Below are 19,636 nucleotides of genomic sequence, written 5' to 3' on the forward strand. Positions count from 1 at the left end.
GTTCAAGCGGCACCGGCCCGCTCCCCCACCCGGCCTCCCATATGATACTGCCGTTGGGAGGCCGGGTGGGGGAGCGGGCCGGTGCCGTTTCCGCCTGAAGCCGACGAGTCCTAACGATACCGCCCCCAGGTGAAGCGGGACGACAACGCGAAATTCCACACCGCGCCGACCAGCACGCCGGCCAGCGCCGACATCGTCCACAGCGTGTGGCGGAACTCGAACAGGAAGGTGGCGACGCCAACATTGGCGAGCGCGCCGACCGAGCAGACCAGGCAGAAGCTGCCCCAGCCCCAGAGCAGCGCCCGCGCGCCGTGCAGCCGCCGGTCGCGGTAGGTGAGCGCGTTGTTGAGGAAGAAGTTGAACGTCATCGCTCCCATCGTGGCGATCGTCTGCGCCGCGACGAAGCCGAAGCCGAGGCCCCGAAACGCGATGGTCAGCAACGCCATGTGAACGCCGACGCCGATCGCGCCGATCGTCCCGAACATCGCGAAGCGGGTCGGGACGACGCGGCCGAAGCTGCGGTCGTAAAGCGCGATCAGAAATTCGAGCGCGACGACATGATCGAGCTTGCTCTCCCCCGCCACGCGGGCATGGAACTGATAGGGCATCTCCTCGAAGCGCAGCGGCCGGCGGGCGGTGGTGAACAGGTCGAGCAGGATCTTGAAGCCGATGCCGGACAGGCGCGGCGCGATCTGGCGGAAGCGGTCGCCACGGATCATGAAGAACCCGCTCATCGGGTCGGCGAGGTCGGCGCGCAGCACCAGCCGGGCGATCCGCGTCGCCAGTTCCGACTTGGCGGCGCGGTCACGGTCCCAGTCGCCGGTGCCGCCACCGGGGACGAAGCGCGAGGCGACGACCAGCTCCAGCGCCGGCTTCTCCGCCAGCCGGTCGAGCATCGTTGCGAGCAGCGCCGGATCATGCTGCAGATCGGCGTCCATCACCGCGATGCACGGAGCGGAGGTGGCCATCATCCCCTCGATGCAGGCGGAAGACAGGCCACGCCGGCCCACCCGCTCGATCACCCTGACCCGCCGGTCGTTCCGGCCGATCTCGCGGACGCGGGCAGCGGTGCCGTCCGGGCTGCCGTCGTCGACGAAGATCGCTTCCCACGCCCGCCCGGCCAGCGCCTTGTCGATCCGCTCGACCACCGTCGCGACATTGTCGACCTCGTTGAAGGTCGGCAGCACGATCGCCAGTTCGAGCGGCCCGGTCATGGCAGGGCAGCGAGCACCCGGTCGCCGATCTCACGGGTCGAATGGTTGCCGCCCAGGTCGGCGGAGCGCGCACCGCCGGCCAGCGCCGCCGCCACCGCCGCTTCGATCCGGTCGGCCTCGGTGGCGCGGTCCAGCGAATGGCGCAGCAGCATCGCCGCCGACAGGATCGTCGCCAGCGGATTGGCCTTGCCCTGCCCGGCGATATCGGGCGCGGAACCGTGGATCGGCTCGTAAAGGCCGGGGCCGCCCGCGCCCAGCGCCGCCGACGGCAACATGCCGATCGACCCGGCGCACATCGACGCCTGATCGGACAATATGTCGCCGAACAGGTTGCCGGTGACGATCACGTCGAAATGGCCGGGCGCGCGGACAAGCTGCATCGCGGCGTTGTCAACATACATATGTTCCAGCGCGACGTCGGGGTAGCGCGCGCCGACCTCAATCACCACGTCGCGCCACAATTGCGAGGTTTCGAGGACGTTGGCCTTGTCGACCGAGCACAGCCGCCGCTTGCGCCCGCGCGCCGTCTCGAACGCGATGGTGGCGATGCGCGCGACCTCGTCCTCGTCATAGCGCATCGTGTCGAAACCCTCGCGCCGGCCGCCGTCAGTGGTACGGCGGCCGCGCGGCTGGCCGAAATAGACGTCGCCAGTCAGTTCGCGGACGATCACCATGTCGATCGAACGCGCGATCTCCGGCCGAAGTGCCGAGGCATCGGCCAGTTCGGGAAAAAGTTTCGCTGGGCGGAGGTTGGCGAACAGCCCCAGTTCCTTGCGCAGGCCAAGGATCGCCTGCTCCGGCCGCAGGTGCCGCTCCAGCGCGTCGCAGGCCGGGTCGCCGACCGCGCCGAACAGGATAGCGTCGGCCCGTTTGGCCAGCGCCAGCGTTTCGGGCGGCAACGGGTGGCCAGTGGCCTTGTAGGCGGCACCGCCGACCGGCGCCTGTTCATAGCCAAGGTCGGGCGCCACCCGTTCGAGGACGCGCACCGCCTCCGCCACCACTTCCGGCCCGATTCCGTCCCCCGGCAACAACGCGATCAGCACGCTCGAAACCCCTTCCCTGTCATTCGGCGGCGCGCCGCAGCCGGTCGATCAGCCGCGCCCGCGCCGCCAGCACCTCCGCCTTGCGGTCGACCAGAATGTCGCGGGCGAGGAAATGGCCGGTGATCGCCAGCGCGTCAAACACTTCGTCCCATCCGGCCGCGCCGCCGTCGCGCAGGAAGGGCGGCAGGCGGAACAACCGGGCGGCATGGCCGACCCCCGCATCCCGCCCGACCGCCTTGCCGCTGCGCGGGCTGACATAGGCCAGATCGCTTTCCGCCCCGGTCACCGCGCAGCGGCGCAGATCAAGGCCGAAGCCCAGTTCGGCGAGCAGCAGCAATTCGTAACGCGCCAGGCTGGCCGCCCAGCCGCGCGCCGCCGGTGCCGCCTCGACCGCGCCAAGCACGCCGTCGAGCGCGGTGAACAGTCGGGGATGGGCCAGCCCCTCGGCCAGCGCGGCGGCGGTCAGCCCACACGCCCAGTCGATCGCTGCGGCGGGCAGCGGCTCGGCGAACAGCGGCGCCCGGCTGTGCGCCAGCTCGACGGTCAGCCCGGCCAGTTGCTCGGCGGTGCGGGCGCGGAATTCGGCATGGACGAGGTTGCCCGGCATCAGCACCGGCCGCAGCCGGCGCGATCGCCCGCCCCGGACATAGCCGGCGAGCAGCCCGTCGTCCGGGGTCAGCGCGCGGACGACGGCGCCGTGTTCGCCATGCCCGCGCACGGCGCAGATGATCGCCAGGGCCTCGATCCGCATGGCCCGGCCATAAGGCGTCATGCCGCGCCGCACCAGTTCCGCGCTTGCATCGCCCGGCGTCCTCCGCCATCGCGCGCGGCGTGACCATCCTGTTCCGCACCCTGTTCTGGCTCGCCGTTGCGGTGACGCTGTATTTCGCCTGGGCGCCGCAGCCACCGCAGATCCTGCCGGGCGACAAATATCAGCACGCGCTGGCCTTTGCCGCGCTGGCGACGATCGCGACATTGGGTTGGCCCGGTATGCGCTGGTGGGTGACGGCGGCGCTGCTCGCCGCGTTCGGCGGGCTGATCGAGTTGGTTCAGGCGATCCCCGCCATCCACCGCGACGCCGACGTGCATGACTGGTATGCCGACATGATCGCCGTCGCCGTCGCGCTGCTGCTGTCCCACCTGCTGCTGCGGCTGATCCGGCCGCGGGGCTGGAAAGGCTGAACGAGCGGGAACCTTGCGCGGGTTTTGCCGTCCAATAGCGGCAAAGGGGGATGAAGCATGGGCGCCCAGCCGCGTATCGACTATCAGCAGCTGTCCGACCAGGCGCTGGCCGAGCGCGTCGCCGCGCGCGACCCGGCCGCCGTCCGCCTCGTCACCACCCGCAACAACCAGCGGCTGTTCCGGGTCGCGTTCAGTATCCTCAGGAACCGCAGCGACAGCGAGGATGTGCTGCAGAACGCCTATCTGAAGGCATTCGCCGCGATCGGCGGTTTTCGCGGCGATTCGGCGCTGTCCACCTGGCTGACCCGGATCGTCATCAACGAGGCGCTGGAACGGCGGCGCCGAAAGCTGCGCGAAGCGGCGCTGGCGCAAGGTTCGGTGGTCATGCTTGACGAATATCGCGAGAAGCTGGCCGGCGGCGCCCGGCCGCAACCGGATGCCGAACTGGCCCACCAGCAGATCCGCGTGCTGCTCGAACAGGCGATCGGCCGGCTGCCGGACGATTTCCGCCTGGTCTTCGTCCTGCGCGAGATAGAGGGCGTCAGCGTCGACGAGACCGCCCGCCTGCTCGACATTCTTCCGGCGACGGTCAAGACCCGCCACCTGCGCGCCCGCCGCCGCCTGCAGAAGGATCTGGGGCCGCAGTTGCGCGCTGCCCTCCACGGCAGCTTCCCGTTCGCCGGCCTCGCCTGCGAAGCGATGACCGAGCGGGTGGTCAGCGCGTTTTGCGGCGGAACCGGGGAACCCTGAGCCGCCTGTCGCCATCCAAGCAGACGGGGCGGGCGTGGCGCCCGCCGGCAATGGAGATGGCACGATGATGAAGATAATCGGGTTCGCGGCGGCTGTGGCTTTGGCGGCGCCGGTCGCGGCACAGGCGCAGGCGGCCGCGCCGACCGATCCGCAGATCGCCCACATCGCCTACACGGCGGGCGCGATCGACGTCGAAGCGGGCAAGCAGGCGCTCGCCAAGGCACAGAACCCGGCGGTCCGCGCCTTCGCCGAGACAATGGTGCGCGATCACCAAGCGGTGAACGAACAGGCGCTGGCGCTAGTCAAGAAGCTGGGCGTGACGCCGGAGGACAATGCGACCAGCCAGGCGCTGTCGGCGGAGGCGGCGAAGCAGCTGAAGGCGCAGGCGGCGCTGAGCGGCGCGGCGTTCGACAAGGCCTATGTCGCCAACGAGGTCGCGTTCCACAAGACGGTCAACAGCGCCCTGTCCGGCCTGCTGATCCCCAGCGCTCGCAACGCCGAGCTGAAGGGCCTGCTGGAGGCGGGGCTGAAGCTGTTCAGTGAGCATCAGGGCCATGCCGAGCACCTCGCCATGGAGGTCCGCTGATCATGCGGGCGACACACCGGATGCTGCTCGCCCTCGCCGGGGCGGCGCTCGCCGCGGCGCCGGCACCGCTGCTCGCGGCGGGCAAGACCTATGTGGTGACGATGAAGGCGATGGCGTTCGGCCCGGTGCCCGCCGGGCTGCGCGTCGGCGATACGATCGTATGGGTCAACGACGACTTCGTCCGCCACACGGCGACGGCGGCCGACAAGAGCTTCGACGTCGACCTGCAACCCAAGGCGCGCGGGCGCACGGTGCTGACCAAGGCCGGGGCGATTCCGTTCATCTGCCGCTTCCATCCGGGGATGAAGGGGGTGCTGCGCGTCGCGAAATGACCGCGCGGGTCAAATGTTTGGAATCGGTGGCCGCGCGCCTTAGATAACCCCTCGTCACTCCTGAGAGGCACCGCGCCATGGCCACCGATCCCGTTGTCATCCTGTCTTACGCCCGCACGCCGATGGGCGGGTTCCAGGGCAGCCTGTCCGGCGCCAGCGCCACCGATCTCGGCGCGGCGGCGGTCAGCGCAGCGGTGGAGCGCGCCGGGGTCAAGGGCGAACTGGTCGAGCGAATCTACATGGGCTGCGTCCTCCCCGCCGGCCTCGGCCAGGCCCCGGCGCGCCAGGCGGCGCTGAAGGCCGGCCTGCCGCAGTCGGTCGAGGCGGCGACGGTCAACAAGATGTGCGGTTCCGGCATGATGGCGGCGATGCTCGGCGCCGACGCCCTCGCCGCCGGCTCGGCCGACCTGCTCGTCGTCGGCGGCATGGAGAGCATGACCAACGCGCCCTATCTGCTGATGAAGCATCGCGGCGGCGCGCGGATCGGCCATGACCGGGCGATGGACCACATGTATCTCGACGGGCTGGAAGACGCCTATGAGCCAGGCCGGCTGATGGGCAGCTTCGCCGAGGAAACCGCCGCCGAATATCAGTTCACCCGCGCCGGGCAGGATGAATATGCCGTCACCTCGCTCGAACGCGCGAAGCGGGCGCAGCAATCCGGCGCGTTCGACCGGGAAATCGTGGCCGTCGACATCGCCGGCCGCAAGGGCACGACGACGGTCGCGCAGGACGAACAGCCGCAAAAGGCCGATCCGGCGAAGATCCCGACGCTGAAACCCGCCTTTGCAAAGGACGGGACGATCACCGCCGCCAATGCCTCGTCGATCTCCGACGGCGCCGCTGCTCTGGTGCTGACCCGGCAGAGCGTCGCCGACCGGCTGGGCGTCGCCCCGGTCGCGCGCATCGTGGCGCAGGCTGCCCACGCCCACGCCCCGGCCCGCTTCACCACCGCGCCGGTCTTCGCGATCCGCAAGGCGCTGGACAAGGCCGGCTGGGCGACCGGCGACGCCGACCTGTACGAGGTCAACGAAGCATTCGCCGTCGTCGCGATGATCGCGATGCGCGACCTGGGCCTCGACCACGCGATCACCAACGTCAACGGCGGCGCCTGCGCGCTCGGCCACCCGATCGGCGCCAGCGGCGCCCGTATCCTCGCCACCCTGCTCGCCGCACTCCAGGCACGCGGCGGCACGCGCGGCGTCGCCTCGCTGTGCATCGGCGGCGGCGAGGCAACGGCGGTGGCGATCGAACTGATGTCTTGATCCGGGCATAGCCACTCCGATCGCCCTTAGACCTAAATATCTAGTGCGGTCTCGGGTACGTCGCGTGTCCCCCGGAACGCATGGCATATACCCGCAAAATCCATATTGACCGGATGCGCATCATGATGGCACTGGCGGAGCGCATTTTTCAAATTCCCGCAAAACGCGTTGCAGAACGACGGTCTTGCGAAGCTTGAGGAACGGCAGAAATGCGGGTGTAGCTCAATGGTAGAGCAGAAGCTTCCCAAGCTTACGACGAGGGTTCGATTCCCTTCACCCGCTCTCCCGACACTGGTCGCTGAATTATTGTTATCTCGCAAAGTGTTAAATGCAATTTATCGACACTGGCGAGCGTGCGGTAGCAAGAAACGGAATCAAACATTCCTGACGGCAGAAAGTGTGCCGATCTCCTGCCTGTCCGGTGCCAGGCAAGAAATACGTGAAGCTGCCGTTCTATCGAACCAATGTCTTAGTCTACAGTGTCGGACAAACCGGAACGGCGGCATAGCCGACATTCGGATGCGTCGGTGTCAGCTACCGGAACCGACCAGATTACGACGTTACGTCATCCGGCCGGAACGTCCAAGTCCGACAGAAGCAGTCGTCCGCATATCATGAAATAGTCAGCCGGCAGCCTCGAAGACAATCCGCTACTTTCTGTGATGTCTGGAAACCGGCCACGCGAATGGCTGCTTGGTATTCCCGTTTTTCCATCTCTGGGCATGCGTTTCGGGAAACGGCAATCGGGAACAGATTTTGAGAAAGGCTGCAGCCCTCTCGATCACCGTCCTCTCCGGAATGACGGCGTAAAGCGTTCCGCAGCCTGAGCCGCTGAAAGCGATCAATCGATCGTAGCCAAAGGAATAAGGACGCCGAGCGGATCGATGATACACCATCATCAAGTGCAAGGTTGTAGGAGAGAGCCTGAGGCGTTCATCCAGTAGACCGACGCGCTGCTGGATCCGGACGGCGGCATCGCGGAGAGCAGTCGGGCGTTCCTGCAAGGACGGATGGACCGGGTCGCCAATTGGGTAAGGACGCACACAGCATGAACGACACCAGCACGCAGCGGATGCCCGCCCTGTTCATCGGCCACGGCAGCCCGATGAATACGCTTGAGGACAATGGCTTCACCGACGCGTGGAAACGAATGGGTCAGGTGATCGGCAAGCCCCGCGGCGTACTGGTCGTGTCGGCGCACTGGTTCATCGGATCGACCGCAGTCACAGCAATGGCGAAGCCGCGCACCATCCATGACTTCTACGGCTTCCCGCAGTCCTTGTTCGACTTCCAATACCCCGCCCCCGGCCTGCCCGAACTCGCGGCAGAGGTCGTCGATGTCGCCAAGCCCGATTGGGTCGGGCTGGATCGCGATCAATGGGGCCTCGACCACGGCACTTGGAGCGTGCTGGCGCACATCTTTCCCGATGCCGACGTGCCGGTCGTGCAGCTCTCGATCAACGCGTTGAAGCCGATGGACTATCATGTCGAACTCGGCGCCAAGCTCAACGCGCTGCGCGATCGCGGCATCTTGGTGCTGTCGAGCGGCAACGTCGTGCACAATCTCCGCCGGATCGATTGGCATGCCGGCGACACCGGCGAGGCATGGGCGCAACGCTTCGACGATGCGGCCGCCGACCTGATGATCCATCGGCCCGGTGATATCGCGTCGCTTGCCGATCATCCTGACTTCGCCGCGGCTGTGCCGGCACCCGATCACTTCGTGCCGCTGCTTTACACCGCCGGCATCGCCGCAGCCGCGCCGAATGGTGCGGAGGCGCTGGTAAGGGGCTACTCGCTCGGGTCGCTGTCGATGACCTGCTACGGGGTATCGTGCGAGACGATCGGCCGCCGGGAGGGCTACGACGCGGCGACGCTTCCGGCAGACGTGCCGCCGGATCAGACTAACATCTAGCACCAGTGCGGGACGGCGGAGCACCTGCACCGCGCTTCATCTCTGGACGCAGATCGTCGGCAAATACCGTCTGTCGTACACGCCCCGGCTGAACCATAGCTGGCACGCGACGCTCTACGCGACGCCGCAGGGACTGACCACCGGCAGCGAAATACTCAGGCGGTAAAGATATTTCAGAACGTTGCTTATGCCTGAGACGCCCATTGTGATAGTCGATGCTCGAACGGCCGCTTTCAGGCATCGTCATCCAGCGATCGAATGATCGTAATGTTGACGAGTTCGGCAATTGCGACGTTACGCTTTCGGTTACCCGGTGCCTTCAACGGCTCGACGGGCTGCCGCCCAGACTGGCCTTTTGCTGGGCGGCGTCAGGCGACCGGATATGTTCGCGGCGGATGCCGAGGCCCAGTAGCCGTGCGGGTAGGCCCTGCAATGACGGAACAATCTGAAGAAGGCGCAGGATGGCGGGCGCGCGCGGTGCCTGGTTGCGCATCGCTGCACCGATGACGCTGCGGTGGACCACGCGCTGGATGGCCTGGATCACCTTGACGGGGAACAGCCGCCGACGCTGCACGCCCCCCAGCAGCGGATCTGGATTCACCCCCTTGGAAAGGGGTGCAGCCAGGATGTTGGCCGCAGCAACAGCATCCTGGATCGCCAAATTGATGCCAACGCCGCCGACCGGGGACATGGCATGCGCGGCATCGCCGATGGCCAGCAATCCGGGGCGATGCCAGCGCGACAATCGATCAAGCGACACGGCCAGAAGCTTCACATCATCCCATGTGGTGATTGCCCCGATATCGCTTGCAAGAGCTGGGACCGCCGCTGCGACATCAGCCCGGAAGCGCTCGACCCCGGCAGCCTGTATTGTTCGGGCCGCGCCCTTTTCGATCACGCGGGCACATTGGAAATAATCGCCACGATCGATCGTGACGATCATCTCGCCACGGTCGATATAGCCCTGCGTTCGATTGTCCGGCGTCCTCTCCTTGGGCACCCGAAACCACAGAACATCGATGGGCGCTCCCAGATCCTGACGGGGCAGCCCGGCTGCATTCCGCAGGATGGAGCTCCGTCCGTCAGCGGCGATCACGAGAGAAGCCCGGATCATCTCGCCATTCGCAAGCCGCACGCCTTCGACCCGCTGTGATCCAACTATCAAGCCGACAATCTCTGCCCCCATTCGCAGGGAAAAAGCCGGCAGGAGACGCGCTCGTTCGGCCACAAAATCGAGGAAATGCCATTGGGGCATCATGGCGATAAATCGTGCCCGCCCCGGCAAACGACGAAAGTCGGCGATCTGGTAAACACGGCCGCCAATGACCGCTCCGATCGACTGTACTTTGTCATGTCTGCGCGCGAGCAGTGCCTCCAGGAGACCCAGTTCGCCAAAGAGGTCGAGCGTTGAGGGATGGACCGTGTCGCCCCGAAAATCGCGCAGGAAATCGGCATGTTTTTCCAACACGATCGTCCGCACGCCCGCACGTGCAAACAGGAAGGCCGCGACCATTCCGGCTGGACCACCGCCAACGACAATAACCGGAAGGGCATCACTGTTTGCCACGAGGATTAGTTTAGGCTTGCGCTTGCCCTTAGTCCACGAAGGGAGCCTAGCCGCGATAGCGCGGATTGATTTCGGTCCGCCTGTATCGGTCGCTTGACCATTCCTGTGGGCTATGAGGCAACGTGCTGCCAGAGGTTGGTTTCCACCACTCGTGCCAAACTGAGTGCTGTTGGCAGGAGGCCTTGCGAACAGGCACGGCAACGCTAACTTCAAAACAGCAAGTTCTGCTCGACCAAAGGCTCTAGACCATGCCCCGGAAACTCAAGATTGACTTCGTCTCCGACATCGCCTGTCCTTGGTGCGTCATTGGACTGGGCGGCTTGGAGAAAGCGCTCAACAGCCTCAAGGATGAGATCGAGGCAGACATCGCCTTCCATCCGTTTGAGCTCAACCCAGACATGCCGGCAGGCGGCGAGAACGGGCTTGAGCATATCGCCGCGAAGTACGGCATGTCGCCCGATCAGGTACGCGAGAACCGCGCGCGGATCAGGGACCGAGCCGCTGAGATCGGCTTCACGATGAACACGTCCGACGCGAGCCGCGCCTACAATACGTTCGACGCGCACAGGCTCATCGCATGGGCCGGCGAGAAGGGCCGCCAACTCGAGATCAAGCAGCAGCTGTTCACGCTCTATTTCACCAACCAACAGGATCCCGGCGATCGCGACGCACTCGCCGCCGCGGCGGAGGCGGCCGAGCTGGACGGCGCCGAAGCGCGTGAAGTCCTCGCCTCGGATCAATACGCCAATCAGGTTCGTGCCGAGGAGGTGTTTTGGCGCCAGCGCGGCATCAACAGTGTGCCCGCGGTGGTGGTTGACGACCGATACCTTATCTCCGGCGGCCAGCCACCCGAGGAGTTCGTGCGTCAGCTTCGCGGCATTTCCGCCAAGCTTCATGATGAGCAGGCACGGGCGACGGCGGGCACCTGATCTCAATTTATTGATGCCGTTCCATGACAGCTAACGATCACCGTCGGGCGTCGCCGACTGCCAATGCGAACGACCGGTTTGGGATCAGCATCTATACTGCTTGATGACCAACATCGGGGCGCAAAACCGCCATAACCTGAGGTCGGGCTAGCCACGAGACCGGCCTTAAGACGGAATCTTTCGTTAAACGCATGCTGCGGACAGGGATGACGACGTCCGATCCCTTTCACCCGCTCCAGCCCTTCGGACATAGGCGAGGCCGCCGGCGCAATCGGCCCGATCTCGGCTGGAGCAGCTTCGGTCAGGCGGAGGCGCTTGACGACCCGGAAAGCGCGGTAAAACAATGTCCTGGAACGCGCGCCCCTGTCGGCAGGGTACGCATGCCAAGCCCGCCGTGGCCAGGCTCTCAGCCATATCAAGGACCAGGGAGGTGCCAACATCGCCCGGGAGGCCGAACCCGAAACTCCTGGCGCGCGACGGTACCATTGCCTCAGAATTCGCCTTATTGGAGCGTCAGTTTCTTCGCTTGCCCCCGGATCAACAGGGATTCGAATGGTTCGGCCCAAGGCGGAGGCGATAACTACATGGCAAAAGGCAATGATGCTTGACGGCCCGAGACGGTATGTCTTTGCAGGGATTGCGCGGACCAGCTCGAACTATGCCGGGCAAGATAGCATAAAAAGATCTTGTTTTTGAGTCACTCCGGGGCGGAAACATACGTCCATTTCAAAAGTGACGAAGGAAGAACTTGTTCTTGTCGATCGTGACGGAGGCTTTACTCCCCCTTGACCAGCTTTGCTCGATATACTCTTCCGCGACGGTCCCAAACGTGTTGGCGGCGCTTAATTCGGCAATGAGCTTGGCTCGTTTGCGTTCGACGCCGGGATCGACGCCATCTCGCAAGCAGGCGCGGGCTTCGTCGCGGCGTTGCCGAGCTTCCTTGAGTGAAACCTCTGGATAGGGGCCAAGGGCAAGATTTCTCGGCTTGCCTGCGAAACGATAGCGATAACGCCAAACCCAAAGCTTCGATCCGCTCACTGCGACTTCAGAGGTAAAGGCCCTTCTCGTCGACAACCATGAAGGCCCGGCTTTGGGGCTGCAATGCGCGGATGGCGGGATCGTTCAACGCCATGGCTGTGCGTCCTCGCTAAATGCGTGTGTACATAACCACAGCCTCAGCCACGAATATGGACACGGAGAGGTACACAGAATCGGTGAATTGCCCAGACACATCGAGACGCACTCCGCGACGAAATATGCTGAAAACTAGCAGTTTTCCGCCGTTTTGGCGAGTTATTTAGCTATGTCGGGGGACGAGTAAATGGTCAGAAGAGGACTCGAAAACGGCCCGTTGCGACGCAGAAAACTGCCATTTTTTTGGAGCTGTGACGAGGCGATACCCTCTTCGATACCCTGGGACTTTTCTTCCCAGCGGTTCGAGTCCTTTTGGACTTTGTAGGAGGGCTTCCCGATCGCGATTCGTCCTTACCGTTGCGCAGGCGTAATACAGTGAATGCTGCGGCCTGTACGCGGCTCAATGTACGGCGACCGCAGACGAAGTCATTCTTGAAAATCTGAAATTGTGTTCCGCAAATACTGGGATGGCCAGAGGCGTTTCCCCGCTACAACTTGTCCAAAAAATGCATATAAATTTCGGACAAACTTGTGACCGCGGCAACACAATCACAGGCGATCGGCACACTCTTGGATTCGACCAAGGATAGCGTCGAGGCTGGGCTGCCCGCGATAATAGAGCGCAGACGTGGCGGCATAGGCGCGGGCGAAGCGATCCCGTGTGGTCTGGTCCAAAAGATCGAATGCGGGATTTTCGGCGATCACTTTGTTATCTGCAGCCGGGAAGCGCGCGTCCTTATGAGCGACATAGGCTTCGGTGCCGATGAACGCCTGAACACCGGGATCGCCGAGGAGGCAGTAGACGTCATAATAGTGGCGGAGGAAGTTCTGCGGCATGCTGCCATCCTCAAGATGCCGTCGGAATCTCGTCGAGATTGTCTGAAGCTTCTCGACCAGTGTGTAGCCGGGTTCGTAGCAGGGCACGTCGAGAGCCCGATTATCGGTCAGGTCGACGAGACCGCTCGCCGCCGCCTTGTCATAGGCCCACGAACTGATCCGGCATGGCCGATTGGGTGCCACCTGATCGAAACCAGCCTCCAACAAAATCCCATCCTTGACGCCCTCCGGTAGCGGGTTGCGGGGATTATAATGTAAGCGGATGCCTGCACTGCGCATGCGCCGGTCATCGAATGCTTCGTCGCGCTCGACCTCACCGAAGCCGGGGATCATGATCTTGGCCGGCAGGCCATCATAGAACGTACGGCGTGTCTCTATATGGGCAGGCTTATTCTGGTTCTTGCCGGTTGGCAGATCGTCCAGGTCGGGGTGAATCAGGATGTCTATGTCCTCGGAAAAGCGATGGATGAGACCATGCCCTTTCGAGAGCGACGTTCCGCCCTTGAGTTCAAAGCGGAAGCCCAACTGCTGCAAGCCCCAGAGGGCGTGCATGATCCAATAATCCTTCTCGACCAAACCCGGATCGATCGCCTGCTCGCGTGAGACGACTGCAAGGAGATCGTCGAAATCCTGATGATCGTGCAGCAGCACCTCGTGCGCCTTCAAGCCCGTTCGAGAACAGGCGCGAGCAAGCGTTCAGCCCGCGCGGAGCCAAAATCCTGGACCGCCTTGGCAAGACGCGAACGGTCCATTTCTTTCGCCCGCTCGAGCGCGCGCGGAAGCACTGCCGATTTGTCTTCCGGCAGCCGATCGAGATTGTGCAGCAGATCGACCAGCAGGACTTCCTTGGATAGCCGCTTGGGTACCGACGGCCGCATCCGAAAATCATAGACACGCCCGTCTAGGGTGAACTTCCCGTGCCGCTTGCGATTATACACGACCGGCTCGTTGTAGAGCTGCGTCGTACCGACCTCGAGCCCGTTGAACGCATTTGGCGAGACCATCAGGAAACGGTCGTCGCCGAGGAATGTCTCGACGAGCTTTTCGGGCTTGGCCGGTGCCGCCCCGAACCTGGTTTGACGCGGCGCCATGTAGACACCGGCCGAAACCTTTTCGAGGCGCCCTTCGTCCACCAGTTGTCGGACATGACGATCGACAGCGTTGGACCAGCGCGCAAGATCCTTGCGACGGTAAACCTGTCCAGGGCGCAGGTGGCGCTTGAGCTCACTGAGGGCCGACATGTCAAATCTCCTGCTCCCCAAATAAGCGCTTCGGGCATGTCATGCAACGATTCTCATTAAGAATTCATGCATCGTTATTTAGGCAGAGATCGCGCTACAGCCCCCTATCCAAAGGGACCGGCCTACTCTGCGCCGACTGGCGGATCATTGGCTTAGTCATCGGCCAAGAATGCCGTTCATGCCGATGCCAGCCCAGTGCGTTGCGCGCGGGAGTGGCGAAGCTACCGATTGATGCAGGACTTCCCCTACCTGGCTGACGCCGCTTCCACGATGCTCGACGACCTGCTGTGGTGGGCTCGCGCCCTGCAAACGGCACGCGCGTTTTAAAGCGCATGCCGCGCGCTTCCGGCGCCTGCTGGAGTTGGCCTCCGCCTGGCACGAGGCCGGGCTCGCCCGGGCGTTCCTGGCGGCACTGCGAGACGGGCTGCCGCCGGACTCGCCCCCGGTCGCGGGGATGGAAGCCGCGGACTGGCTGGTCTGGGCCGAGCGAAAGATCGAGGAACACGACAGGCTTGGCAGCGGCGCCGGCTCGGTCCTGGAATCTATGGCCGAGGTGACGTTGTGGACCTATCCCGGAGGGTGAAGGACCGGGCCTAGACGGTGCGTCGCGCGGCGAAGTTCGGCTTCAGGACCTTCGCCCCGTCGCGTAAGTGGTCGAGGTGATCGGACCAGTGCTGCATCATCCGCACCCGCTCGTCCCAATACTCGCCGCGCGTGTAGGCCCGGCGCACGCCATTGTTCTCCATGTGCGCGAGTTGGCGCTCGATCGCATCCGGGTTGAACAGCCCCGACTCGTTCAGGAGCGTCGCGGCCATCGCGCGGAAGCCGTGCGCCGTCATCTCGTCCTGTTTGAAGCCGAGCACGCGAAGTGCGGCGTTGACGGTGTTCTCCGACATGGGTCGCCGCGGCGACCGGAACGACGGGAAGCAGTAGCGCCCGGTGCCGGTCAACGCGTGCAGTTCCTCGAACAGCCCGACCACCTGCGTGGAAAGCGGAACCCGGTGCGGGCGGCGCATCTTCATTTTCTCCGCCGGAATAGCCCAGATGCCGCGCTCGAAGTCGAACTCGCTCCACTCGGCCTGGCGCAGCTCGCCGGGCCGGACGAAGAGATGCGCGGAGAGCGTGAGCGCATAAAGCGTGATCGCGTGGCCGCTATAGCCTTCGATCGCCCGCATAAGCTCGCCCGCACCTTTCTCCGTGGTGATCGCCGCAAGGTGCTTCACCTTCGGGACGGTGAGCGCGCCGCGGAGGTCTCGCGCCGGGTCGTGCTCGGCCCGCGTCGTGGCGATGGCATAGCGGAAGATCCGGCTCAGCACGCTGCGCATCCTGCGCGCGCTTTCATAGCGGCCGGTGGCTTCGACCGAGCGGAGGACGGCAAGCACTTCCTGCGCGGTGATCTTCGCGATTGGGCGGTTGCCGAGCTTCGGGTAGGCTTTGGCGAGCAGCCAGCGGACCTTGCTCAGCGTGACCTCGGCCATCTTCTCGCGCTCGTTCTTGGCGATCCATTCTTCGGCGACCAGCTTGAAGCTGTTCTCTTCGGACAGCTTCTCGCGCGCGGCTGCGAGCTTGGCTTCATGCGACGGATCGAGGCCGGCCGCGATCATTTTGCGCGCTTCGTCGCGCCGCTCGCGCGCGTCGGCAAGACCGACGTCGGGCCAAGCGCCGAAGGAGAGCGTGCGCTGCTTGCCGAGATAGGCATAGTTCAGCCGCCAGAGCTTGCGGCCGTTCGGCTTGACGAGGAGATAGAGGCCGGCGCCGTCGGTGAGCTTGTATTCGCGCTCCTTCGGCTTGGCGCTCGTGACGGTCGTCGCGAAGAGTTTTCCCATGGTATCGGCCCGTCCATAAGGGGCCCTCGATACCATGCAGGATACCATATTTGTTCCCGATTGGTGCCGGATCGGCCCGGATTTGACCGGACGGTCATAGCACAAAAAACGGCTGAAATCAGCCGTTTTTTGGACGTTCTCGGATGTCCTCGGAAGAACAAATGGTGCCCAGAAGAGGACTCGAACCTCCACGGGGTAACCCCCGCCAGCACCTGAAGCTGGTGCGTCTACCAATTCCGCCATCTGGGCACGGGGTAGGCTGGCGCGCTTAGCGGGGGCGGTCGGCGCTTGTCAACCGACGTGAGCATGGGGCAAGGGGCGTGGAGTGCACTTCAGGGAGTTTCCGGCAGGATGAAGGACAGGCTGGTCACGCTTTTCGGCGGAGGCGGGTTCATCGGTCGCTATACGGCGCAGGCGCTGCTGCGCGCCGGCGCGAGGGTGCGGATCGCCCAGCGCGACCCGCGCCGGGCCTGGTATCTGAAGCCGCTCGGCGGGCTGGGCCAGACCCAGTTCGTCGCAGCCGATCTGCGCCATGCGGATAGCGTGGCGCGTGCCGTCGCCGGTGCGGACGCGGTGGTCAACCTGGTCGGCGTCCTCAAGGGGGATTTCAACGCCGTCCATGCCGATGGCGCGGCAAACGTCGCGGCGGCGGCGCGGGCGGCGGGCGTCGGGGCGCTCGTGCACATCTCGGCACTGGGTGCCGGCCCGTCCGCCGCTTCGCGCTACGGCCGCAGCAAGGGCGAGGGCGAGACGCGGGTGCGCGCCGCCTTTCCCGGAGCGACGATCCTGCGCCCATCGACGGCGTTCGGGCGGGAGGACGGGCTGACCAACCGCATCGCCGCACTGATACGCATGCTGCCGGTGGTGCCGGTCATCGCCGGCGCCACCCGTCTGCAACCGGTCTTCGCGGTCGACATCGCCGACGCGATCGTCGCCGCGCTCAGCGGAAGCGATGCCGCGGGGCAGACGCTGGCGCTCGGCGGGCCGGAGGTCATAGAGATGCGGGCGCTCTACGCGCGCATCGCCGATTGGATCGACCGCGACCCGCCGCTGGTCGCAATGCCCGGCGGACTGGTGGGGCTGGCGACACGGCTCGGCGGCTGGGCGCCCGGCGCGCCGATGACCCACGACCAGTGGCTGATGCTGCAGCAGGACTATGTCGTCGGGGCAGAGCCGGACGGCCTGCCTCTGCTCGGCATCACGCCGACGCCGATGGCGGCGGTTGCGCCGGACTGGCTGGTCCAATATCGCCGCCGTGGCCGGTTCGCGCTGAACAATATGCCGGCCTGAACGCCCCCGCCGGGGACAAGCTGATGAAGGACGCTTCCCGATGGGCCTGTTGCTGACCGCCATCCTGCTCGGCATTGTCGAGGGGGTCACGGAATTCCTGCCGGTCTCGTCGACCGGCCACCTGATCCTCGCCAGCGAGCTGTTCGGCTATCGCGCAGACCAATGGGCGACGTTCAACATCGTCATCCAGCTTGGTGCGATCCTGGCGGTGGTGGTGCTCTACTGGCGCACTTTCTGGACAGTGCTGGTCGGGCTGGGCGCGCGCGATCCGGCATCCTGGCGCTTCGCCCGCAACATCGTCGTCGCTTTCATCCCGGCGGCGGTGCTCGGGCTGCTGCTCCATCGCTATATCGAAGTGCTGCTCGGCGCGCCGGAAGTCGTGGCGGTGGCGCTGATCGTCGGCGGCATCGCGATCCTGCTGATCGAACGGCTGGTCGGCGCCGCGCGGATCACCGGCGTTGCCGACATCCCGCTCAGCCGAACGGTGGCGATCGGTTTCATCCAGTGCCTGGCGATGATCCCCGGCGTCAGCCGCTCCGGCGCGTCTATCCTCGGTGCGCTGGCGCTGGGGGTGGAACGCAAGACGGCAGCGGAATTCAGCTTCTTCCTCGCCATCCCGACCATGGTCGGCGCGACGACGCTGGAGCTATGGAAGAACCATGATCAGTTGGCGGCCAGCGCGGTCGGCTGGGACACCATCGGCGTGGGCTTCGCTGTCTCGTTCATCGTCGCGCTGGTGGTGATCCGCTGGTTCGTCGGCATCGTCTCACGCCATGGCTTCGCCCCCTTCGCCTGGTATCGAATCGGCGCCGGCGCCCTCGCCCTCGTCTGGCTATTGGCGAGATAAGGCCGTATCGGCCTAATAATACGACAGGATATTGCGCACTGCACATACGGGATTCCAATAGATCGTTATATAGGTCAGTATTACTGACCTGATATGTAGAATCCGCGTGACGCGCTGGATTTTGCGGTTATGTCCGCCTGCGAAAGGACCGGGCATGGCCAATTCCCCGATGCAGAAGTTCGTCGGCACCGAGCAGGATTATCCGCACAAACGCAGCGCCAGCGAGCGCGCTGCCGATTTCCGCGAGATCGCCGATCGCTATGCGGTGGCAGAGGCGCGCAAGCAGTCGTCTCGCTGCGCCCAGTGCGGCGTGCCCTATTGCTCGGTCCACTGCCCGCTGCAGAATCATATCCCGGAATGGTTGCGCCTGACCGCCGAAGGGCGGCTGCGCGAGGCGTTCGAACTGTCCAATGCGACCTCGCCGATGCCGGAAATCTGCGGTCGCATCTGCCCGCAGGATCGGCTGTGCGAAGGTAATTGCGTTATCGAGAATGCCGGCCACGGCGCCGTCACCATCGGCGCGGTCGAAAAATTCATCACCGACACCGCTTGGGAGGAAGGCTGGGTCGAGCCGCTGCACGTCCAGCCCGATCGCGGCCAGTCGGTCGGGATCATCGGCGCCGGGCCGGCCGGGCTGGCGTCGGCGGAATATCTGCGGACCAACGGCTACGCCGTCACCGTCTACGACCGCCACGACCGCGCCGGCGGGCTGATGACCTACGGCATCCCGGGTTTCAAGCTGGAGAAGGAGGTGGTGACCCGCCGCCTCGACCGGCTGGCCGCCGGGGGCATCGGCTTCGCGCTCAATTTCGAGGTCGGCCGCGACGCCAGCCTGGCGGAGCTGCGCGCCCGCCACGACGCGCTGCTGATCGCCACCGGTGTCTACAAGCCACGCGCGATCCGGGTGCCCGGCGTCGGCAGCGCCGGCGTCGTCGCCGCGCTCGACTATCTGATCGCGTCGAACCGCAAGGGCTTCGGCGACAGCGTCGCGGCGTTTGACGACGGCACGCTCGATGCGCGTGGCAAACGTGTCGTCGTCGTCGGCGGCGGTGACACGGCGATGGACTGCGTCCGCACCGCCATCCGCCAAGGCGCCGCCTCGGTCCGTTGCCTCTACCGGCGGGACCGCACCAACATGCCCGGTTCGCAGCGCGAAGTCGGCAATGCGGAGGACGAGGGCGCCGATTTCGTCTGGCTGTCGACACCGGAGGCGTTCGAGGCGGCCGAGACGATCCAGGCCGTCCGCGCCGCGCGAATGCGGCTCGGCACCCCGGACGCCAGCGGCCGGCGCACGCCGGAGATCGAGCCGGGCGAAGGCTTCCGGCTCGACGCCGATATGGTGATCACCGCGCTCGGCTTCGATGCGGAGGACCTGCCAACGCTGTTCAACGCGTCCGACCTCGGCGTCACCCGCTGGGGCACGGTGCGGGTCGATCATCGGACGATGATGACCAGCCTCGACGGCGTGTTCGCCGCCGGCGACATCGTCCGCGGCGCCGCCCTCGTCGTCTGGGCGATCCGCGACGGCCGCGACGTATCCGGCCATATGCACGCCTGGCTGCAAAAGCAGAAGACGCGCGCCGCCACCCCGGCGCTGGAGGCGGCGGAATGAGCGCGCTGCCGTTCACCGCCACCCTGCCCCCGCTCCCCGCCTCGGATGCGCCCGACGAAGGAGAGG

Annotated in this window: 20 protein-coding genes and 2 tRNA genes; 13 read left to right on the forward strand and 9 right to left on the reverse strand. The window is 65.2% G+C overall.

Going from position 1 to position 19,636, the window contains the following annotated elements; genetic code table 11:
* Positions 1 to 110: 110 nt before the first annotated feature.
* Genes E4A53_RS13200 through recO form a run of 3 tightly spaced genes read right to left on the reverse strand, consistent with a single transcriptional unit; the run spans position 111 to position 3,008 of the window.
* Positions 111 to 1,214: a glycosyltransferase family 2 protein gene (locus E4A53_RS13200; RefSeq protein ID WP_136163583.1), complete on the reverse strand. Its 1,104-nt coding sequence runs from the start codon at positions 1,212 to 1,214 to the stop codon at positions 111 to 113.
* Positions 1,211 to 2,257 (reverse strand): 3-isopropylmalate dehydrogenase, encoded by a 1,047-nt coding sequence (gene leuB / locus E4A53_RS13205; RefSeq protein ID WP_136163584.1) that lies wholly within the window; start codon positions 2,255 to 2,257, stop codon positions 1,211 to 1,213. Before leuB ends, E4A53_RS13200 begins: the two co-directional genes overlap by 4 nt.
* Before the next feature lie 19 nt (positions 2,258 to 2,276).
* A complete protein-coding gene (gene recO, locus E4A53_RS13210) occupies positions 2,277 to 3,008 on the reverse strand; it encodes a DNA repair protein RecO (RefSeq protein WP_136163585.1) in 732 nt (243 codons plus the stop codon).
* Between the two features lie 80 nt (positions 3,009 to 3,088).
* On the opposite strand from recO, the gene E4A53_RS13215 reads away from it, so the two are divergent.
* From E4A53_RS13215 to E4A53_RS15030, 8 genes are all read left to right on the forward strand, one after another.
* Positions 3,089 to 3,439 carry a VanZ family protein gene (locus tag E4A53_RS13215; RefSeq protein ID WP_136163586.1) on the forward strand — a complete coding sequence of 117 codons (351 nt, stop codon included), beginning with the start codon at positions 3,089 to 3,091 and terminating at the stop codon, positions 3,437 to 3,439.
* 57 nt (positions 3,440 to 3,496) lie between these two features.
* Positions 3,497 to 4,189 (forward strand): RNA polymerase sigma factor, encoded by a 693-nt coding sequence (locus E4A53_RS13220; protein WP_136163587.1) that lies wholly within the window; start codon positions 3,497 to 3,499, stop codon positions 4,187 to 4,189.
* Between the two features lie 64 nt (positions 4,190 to 4,253).
* On the forward strand, positions 4,254 to 4,775 hold the full coding sequence (locus E4A53_RS13225; RefSeq protein WP_136163588.1) for a DUF4142 domain-containing protein: 522 nt from the start codon (positions 4,254 to 4,256) through the stop codon (positions 4,773 to 4,775).
* A gap of 2 nt (positions 4,776 to 4,777) precedes the next feature.
* A complete protein-coding gene (locus tag E4A53_RS13230) occupies positions 4,778 to 5,107 on the forward strand; it encodes a cupredoxin domain-containing protein (protein ID WP_239018304.1) in 330 nt (109 codons plus the stop codon).
* A 77-nt stretch (positions 5,108 to 5,184) separates the two neighbouring features.
* The gene (locus tag E4A53_RS13235; RefSeq protein WP_136163589.1) at positions 5,185 to 6,372 is read left to right on the forward strand and encodes an acetyl-CoA C-acyltransferase; all 1,188 of its coding nucleotides are present in this window, start codon (positions 5,185 to 5,187) and stop codon (positions 6,370 to 6,372) included.
* Positions 6,373 to 6,583: 211 nt separating this feature from the next.
* Positions 6,584 to 6,654: transfer RNA gene (locus E4A53_RS13240), tRNA-Gly, on the forward strand.
* A gap of 790 nt (positions 6,655 to 7,444) precedes the next feature.
* Positions 7,445 to 8,287 (forward strand): 4,5-DOPA-extradiol-dioxygenase, encoded by an 843-nt coding sequence (gene ygiD / locus E4A53_RS13245; RefSeq protein ID WP_136163590.1) that lies wholly within the window; start codon positions 7,445 to 7,447, stop codon positions 8,285 to 8,287.
* Positions 8,271 to 8,453 (forward strand): DUF5996 family protein, encoded by a 183-nt coding sequence (locus E4A53_RS15030; RefSeq protein WP_275401809.1) that lies wholly within the window; start codon positions 8,271 to 8,273, stop codon positions 8,451 to 8,453. The genes ygiD and E4A53_RS15030 overlap by 17 nt, the downstream gene beginning before the upstream one ends.
* A 153-nt stretch (positions 8,454 to 8,606) precedes the next feature.
* Here E4A53_RS15030 and E4A53_RS13250 read toward each other — a convergent pair whose 3' ends face one another.
* Positions 8,607 to 9,854: an FAD-dependent oxidoreductase gene (locus E4A53_RS13250; protein WP_338054999.1), complete on the reverse strand. Its 1,248-nt coding sequence runs from the start codon at positions 9,852 to 9,854 to the stop codon at positions 8,607 to 8,609.
* 248 nt (positions 9,855 to 10,102) lie between these two features.
* On the opposite strand from E4A53_RS13250, the gene E4A53_RS13255 reads away from it, so the two are divergent.
* Positions 10,103 to 10,783 (forward strand): DsbA family oxidoreductase, encoded by a 681-nt coding sequence (locus tag E4A53_RS13255; RefSeq protein ID WP_136163591.1) that lies wholly within the window; start codon positions 10,103 to 10,105, stop codon positions 10,781 to 10,783.
* Between the two features lie 726 nt (positions 10,784 to 11,509).
* On the opposite strand, the gene E4A53_RS13260 is transcribed toward E4A53_RS13255, so the two are convergent.
* From E4A53_RS13260 to E4A53_RS13270, 3 genes are all read right to left on the reverse strand, one after another.
* Positions 11,510 to 11,821, reverse strand: a complete 312-nt coding sequence (locus E4A53_RS13260; protein ID WP_168694392.1) for an Arm DNA-binding domain-containing protein — start codon at positions 11,819 to 11,821, stop codon at positions 11,510 to 11,512.
* Between the two features lie 645 nt (positions 11,822 to 12,466).
* Entirely contained in the window at positions 12,467 to 13,405 is a 939-nt protein-coding gene (locus E4A53_RS13265) for a nucleotidyl transferase AbiEii/AbiGii toxin family protein (RefSeq protein WP_136163593.1), read from the reverse strand.
* 11 nt (positions 13,406 to 13,416) lie between these two features.
* Positions 13,417 to 13,995, reverse strand: coding sequence for a hypothetical protein (locus E4A53_RS13270; RefSeq protein ID WP_136163594.1), 579 nt, complete (start codon positions 13,993 to 13,995; stop codon positions 13,417 to 13,419).
* A 361-nt stretch (positions 13,996 to 14,356) separates the two neighbouring features.
* Here E4A53_RS13270 and E4A53_RS14805 point away from each other — a divergent pair, with 361 nt between their 5' ends.
* Positions 14,357 to 14,578, forward strand: a complete 222-nt coding sequence (locus E4A53_RS14805; protein ID WP_206366327.1) for a hypothetical protein — start codon at positions 14,357 to 14,359, stop codon at positions 14,576 to 14,578.
* 10 nt (positions 14,579 to 14,588) lie between these two features.
* Here E4A53_RS14805 and E4A53_RS13280 read toward each other — a convergent pair whose 3' ends face one another.
* Entirely contained in the window at positions 14,589 to 15,821 is a 1,233-nt protein-coding gene (locus E4A53_RS13280) for a tyrosine-type recombinase/integrase (RefSeq protein WP_168694393.1), read from the reverse strand.
* A gap of 162 nt (positions 15,822 to 15,983) precedes the next feature.
* Positions 15,984 to 16,070 (reverse strand) — tRNA-Leu (locus E4A53_RS13285).
* A 102-nt stretch (positions 16,071 to 16,172) separates the two neighbouring features.
* On the opposite strand from E4A53_RS13285, the gene E4A53_RS13290 reads away from it, so the two are divergent.
* The 3 genes from E4A53_RS13290 to E4A53_RS13300 all read left to right on the forward strand — a co-directional run bounded on the left by E4A53_RS13290 (position 16,173) and on the right by E4A53_RS13300 (position 19,570).
* Complete coding sequence (locus E4A53_RS13290) at positions 16,173 to 17,111, forward strand: complex I NDUFA9 subunit family protein (protein ID WP_136163596.1); 939 nt, start codon at positions 16,173 to 16,175, stop codon at positions 17,109 to 17,111.
* Positions 17,112 to 17,151: 40 nt separating this feature from the next.
* Complete coding sequence (locus tag E4A53_RS13295) at positions 17,152 to 17,958, forward strand: undecaprenyl-diphosphate phosphatase (protein ID WP_136163597.1); 807 nt, start codon at positions 17,152 to 17,154, stop codon at positions 17,956 to 17,958.
* Positions 17,959 to 18,112: 154 nt separating this feature from the next.
* A complete protein-coding gene (locus E4A53_RS13300; RefSeq protein ID WP_136163598.1) occupies positions 18,113 to 19,570 on the forward strand; it encodes an NAD(P)-dependent oxidoreductase in 1,458 nt (485 codons plus the stop codon).
* Positions 19,571 to 19,636 lie beyond the last annotated feature (66 nt).

Origin of the sequence: Sphingomonas flavalba, assembly GCF_004796535.1 — a bacterium.
Taxonomy (GTDB): Bacteria; Pseudomonadota; Alphaproteobacteria; order Sphingomonadales; family Sphingomonadaceae; genus Sphingomonas_L; species Sphingomonas_L flavalba.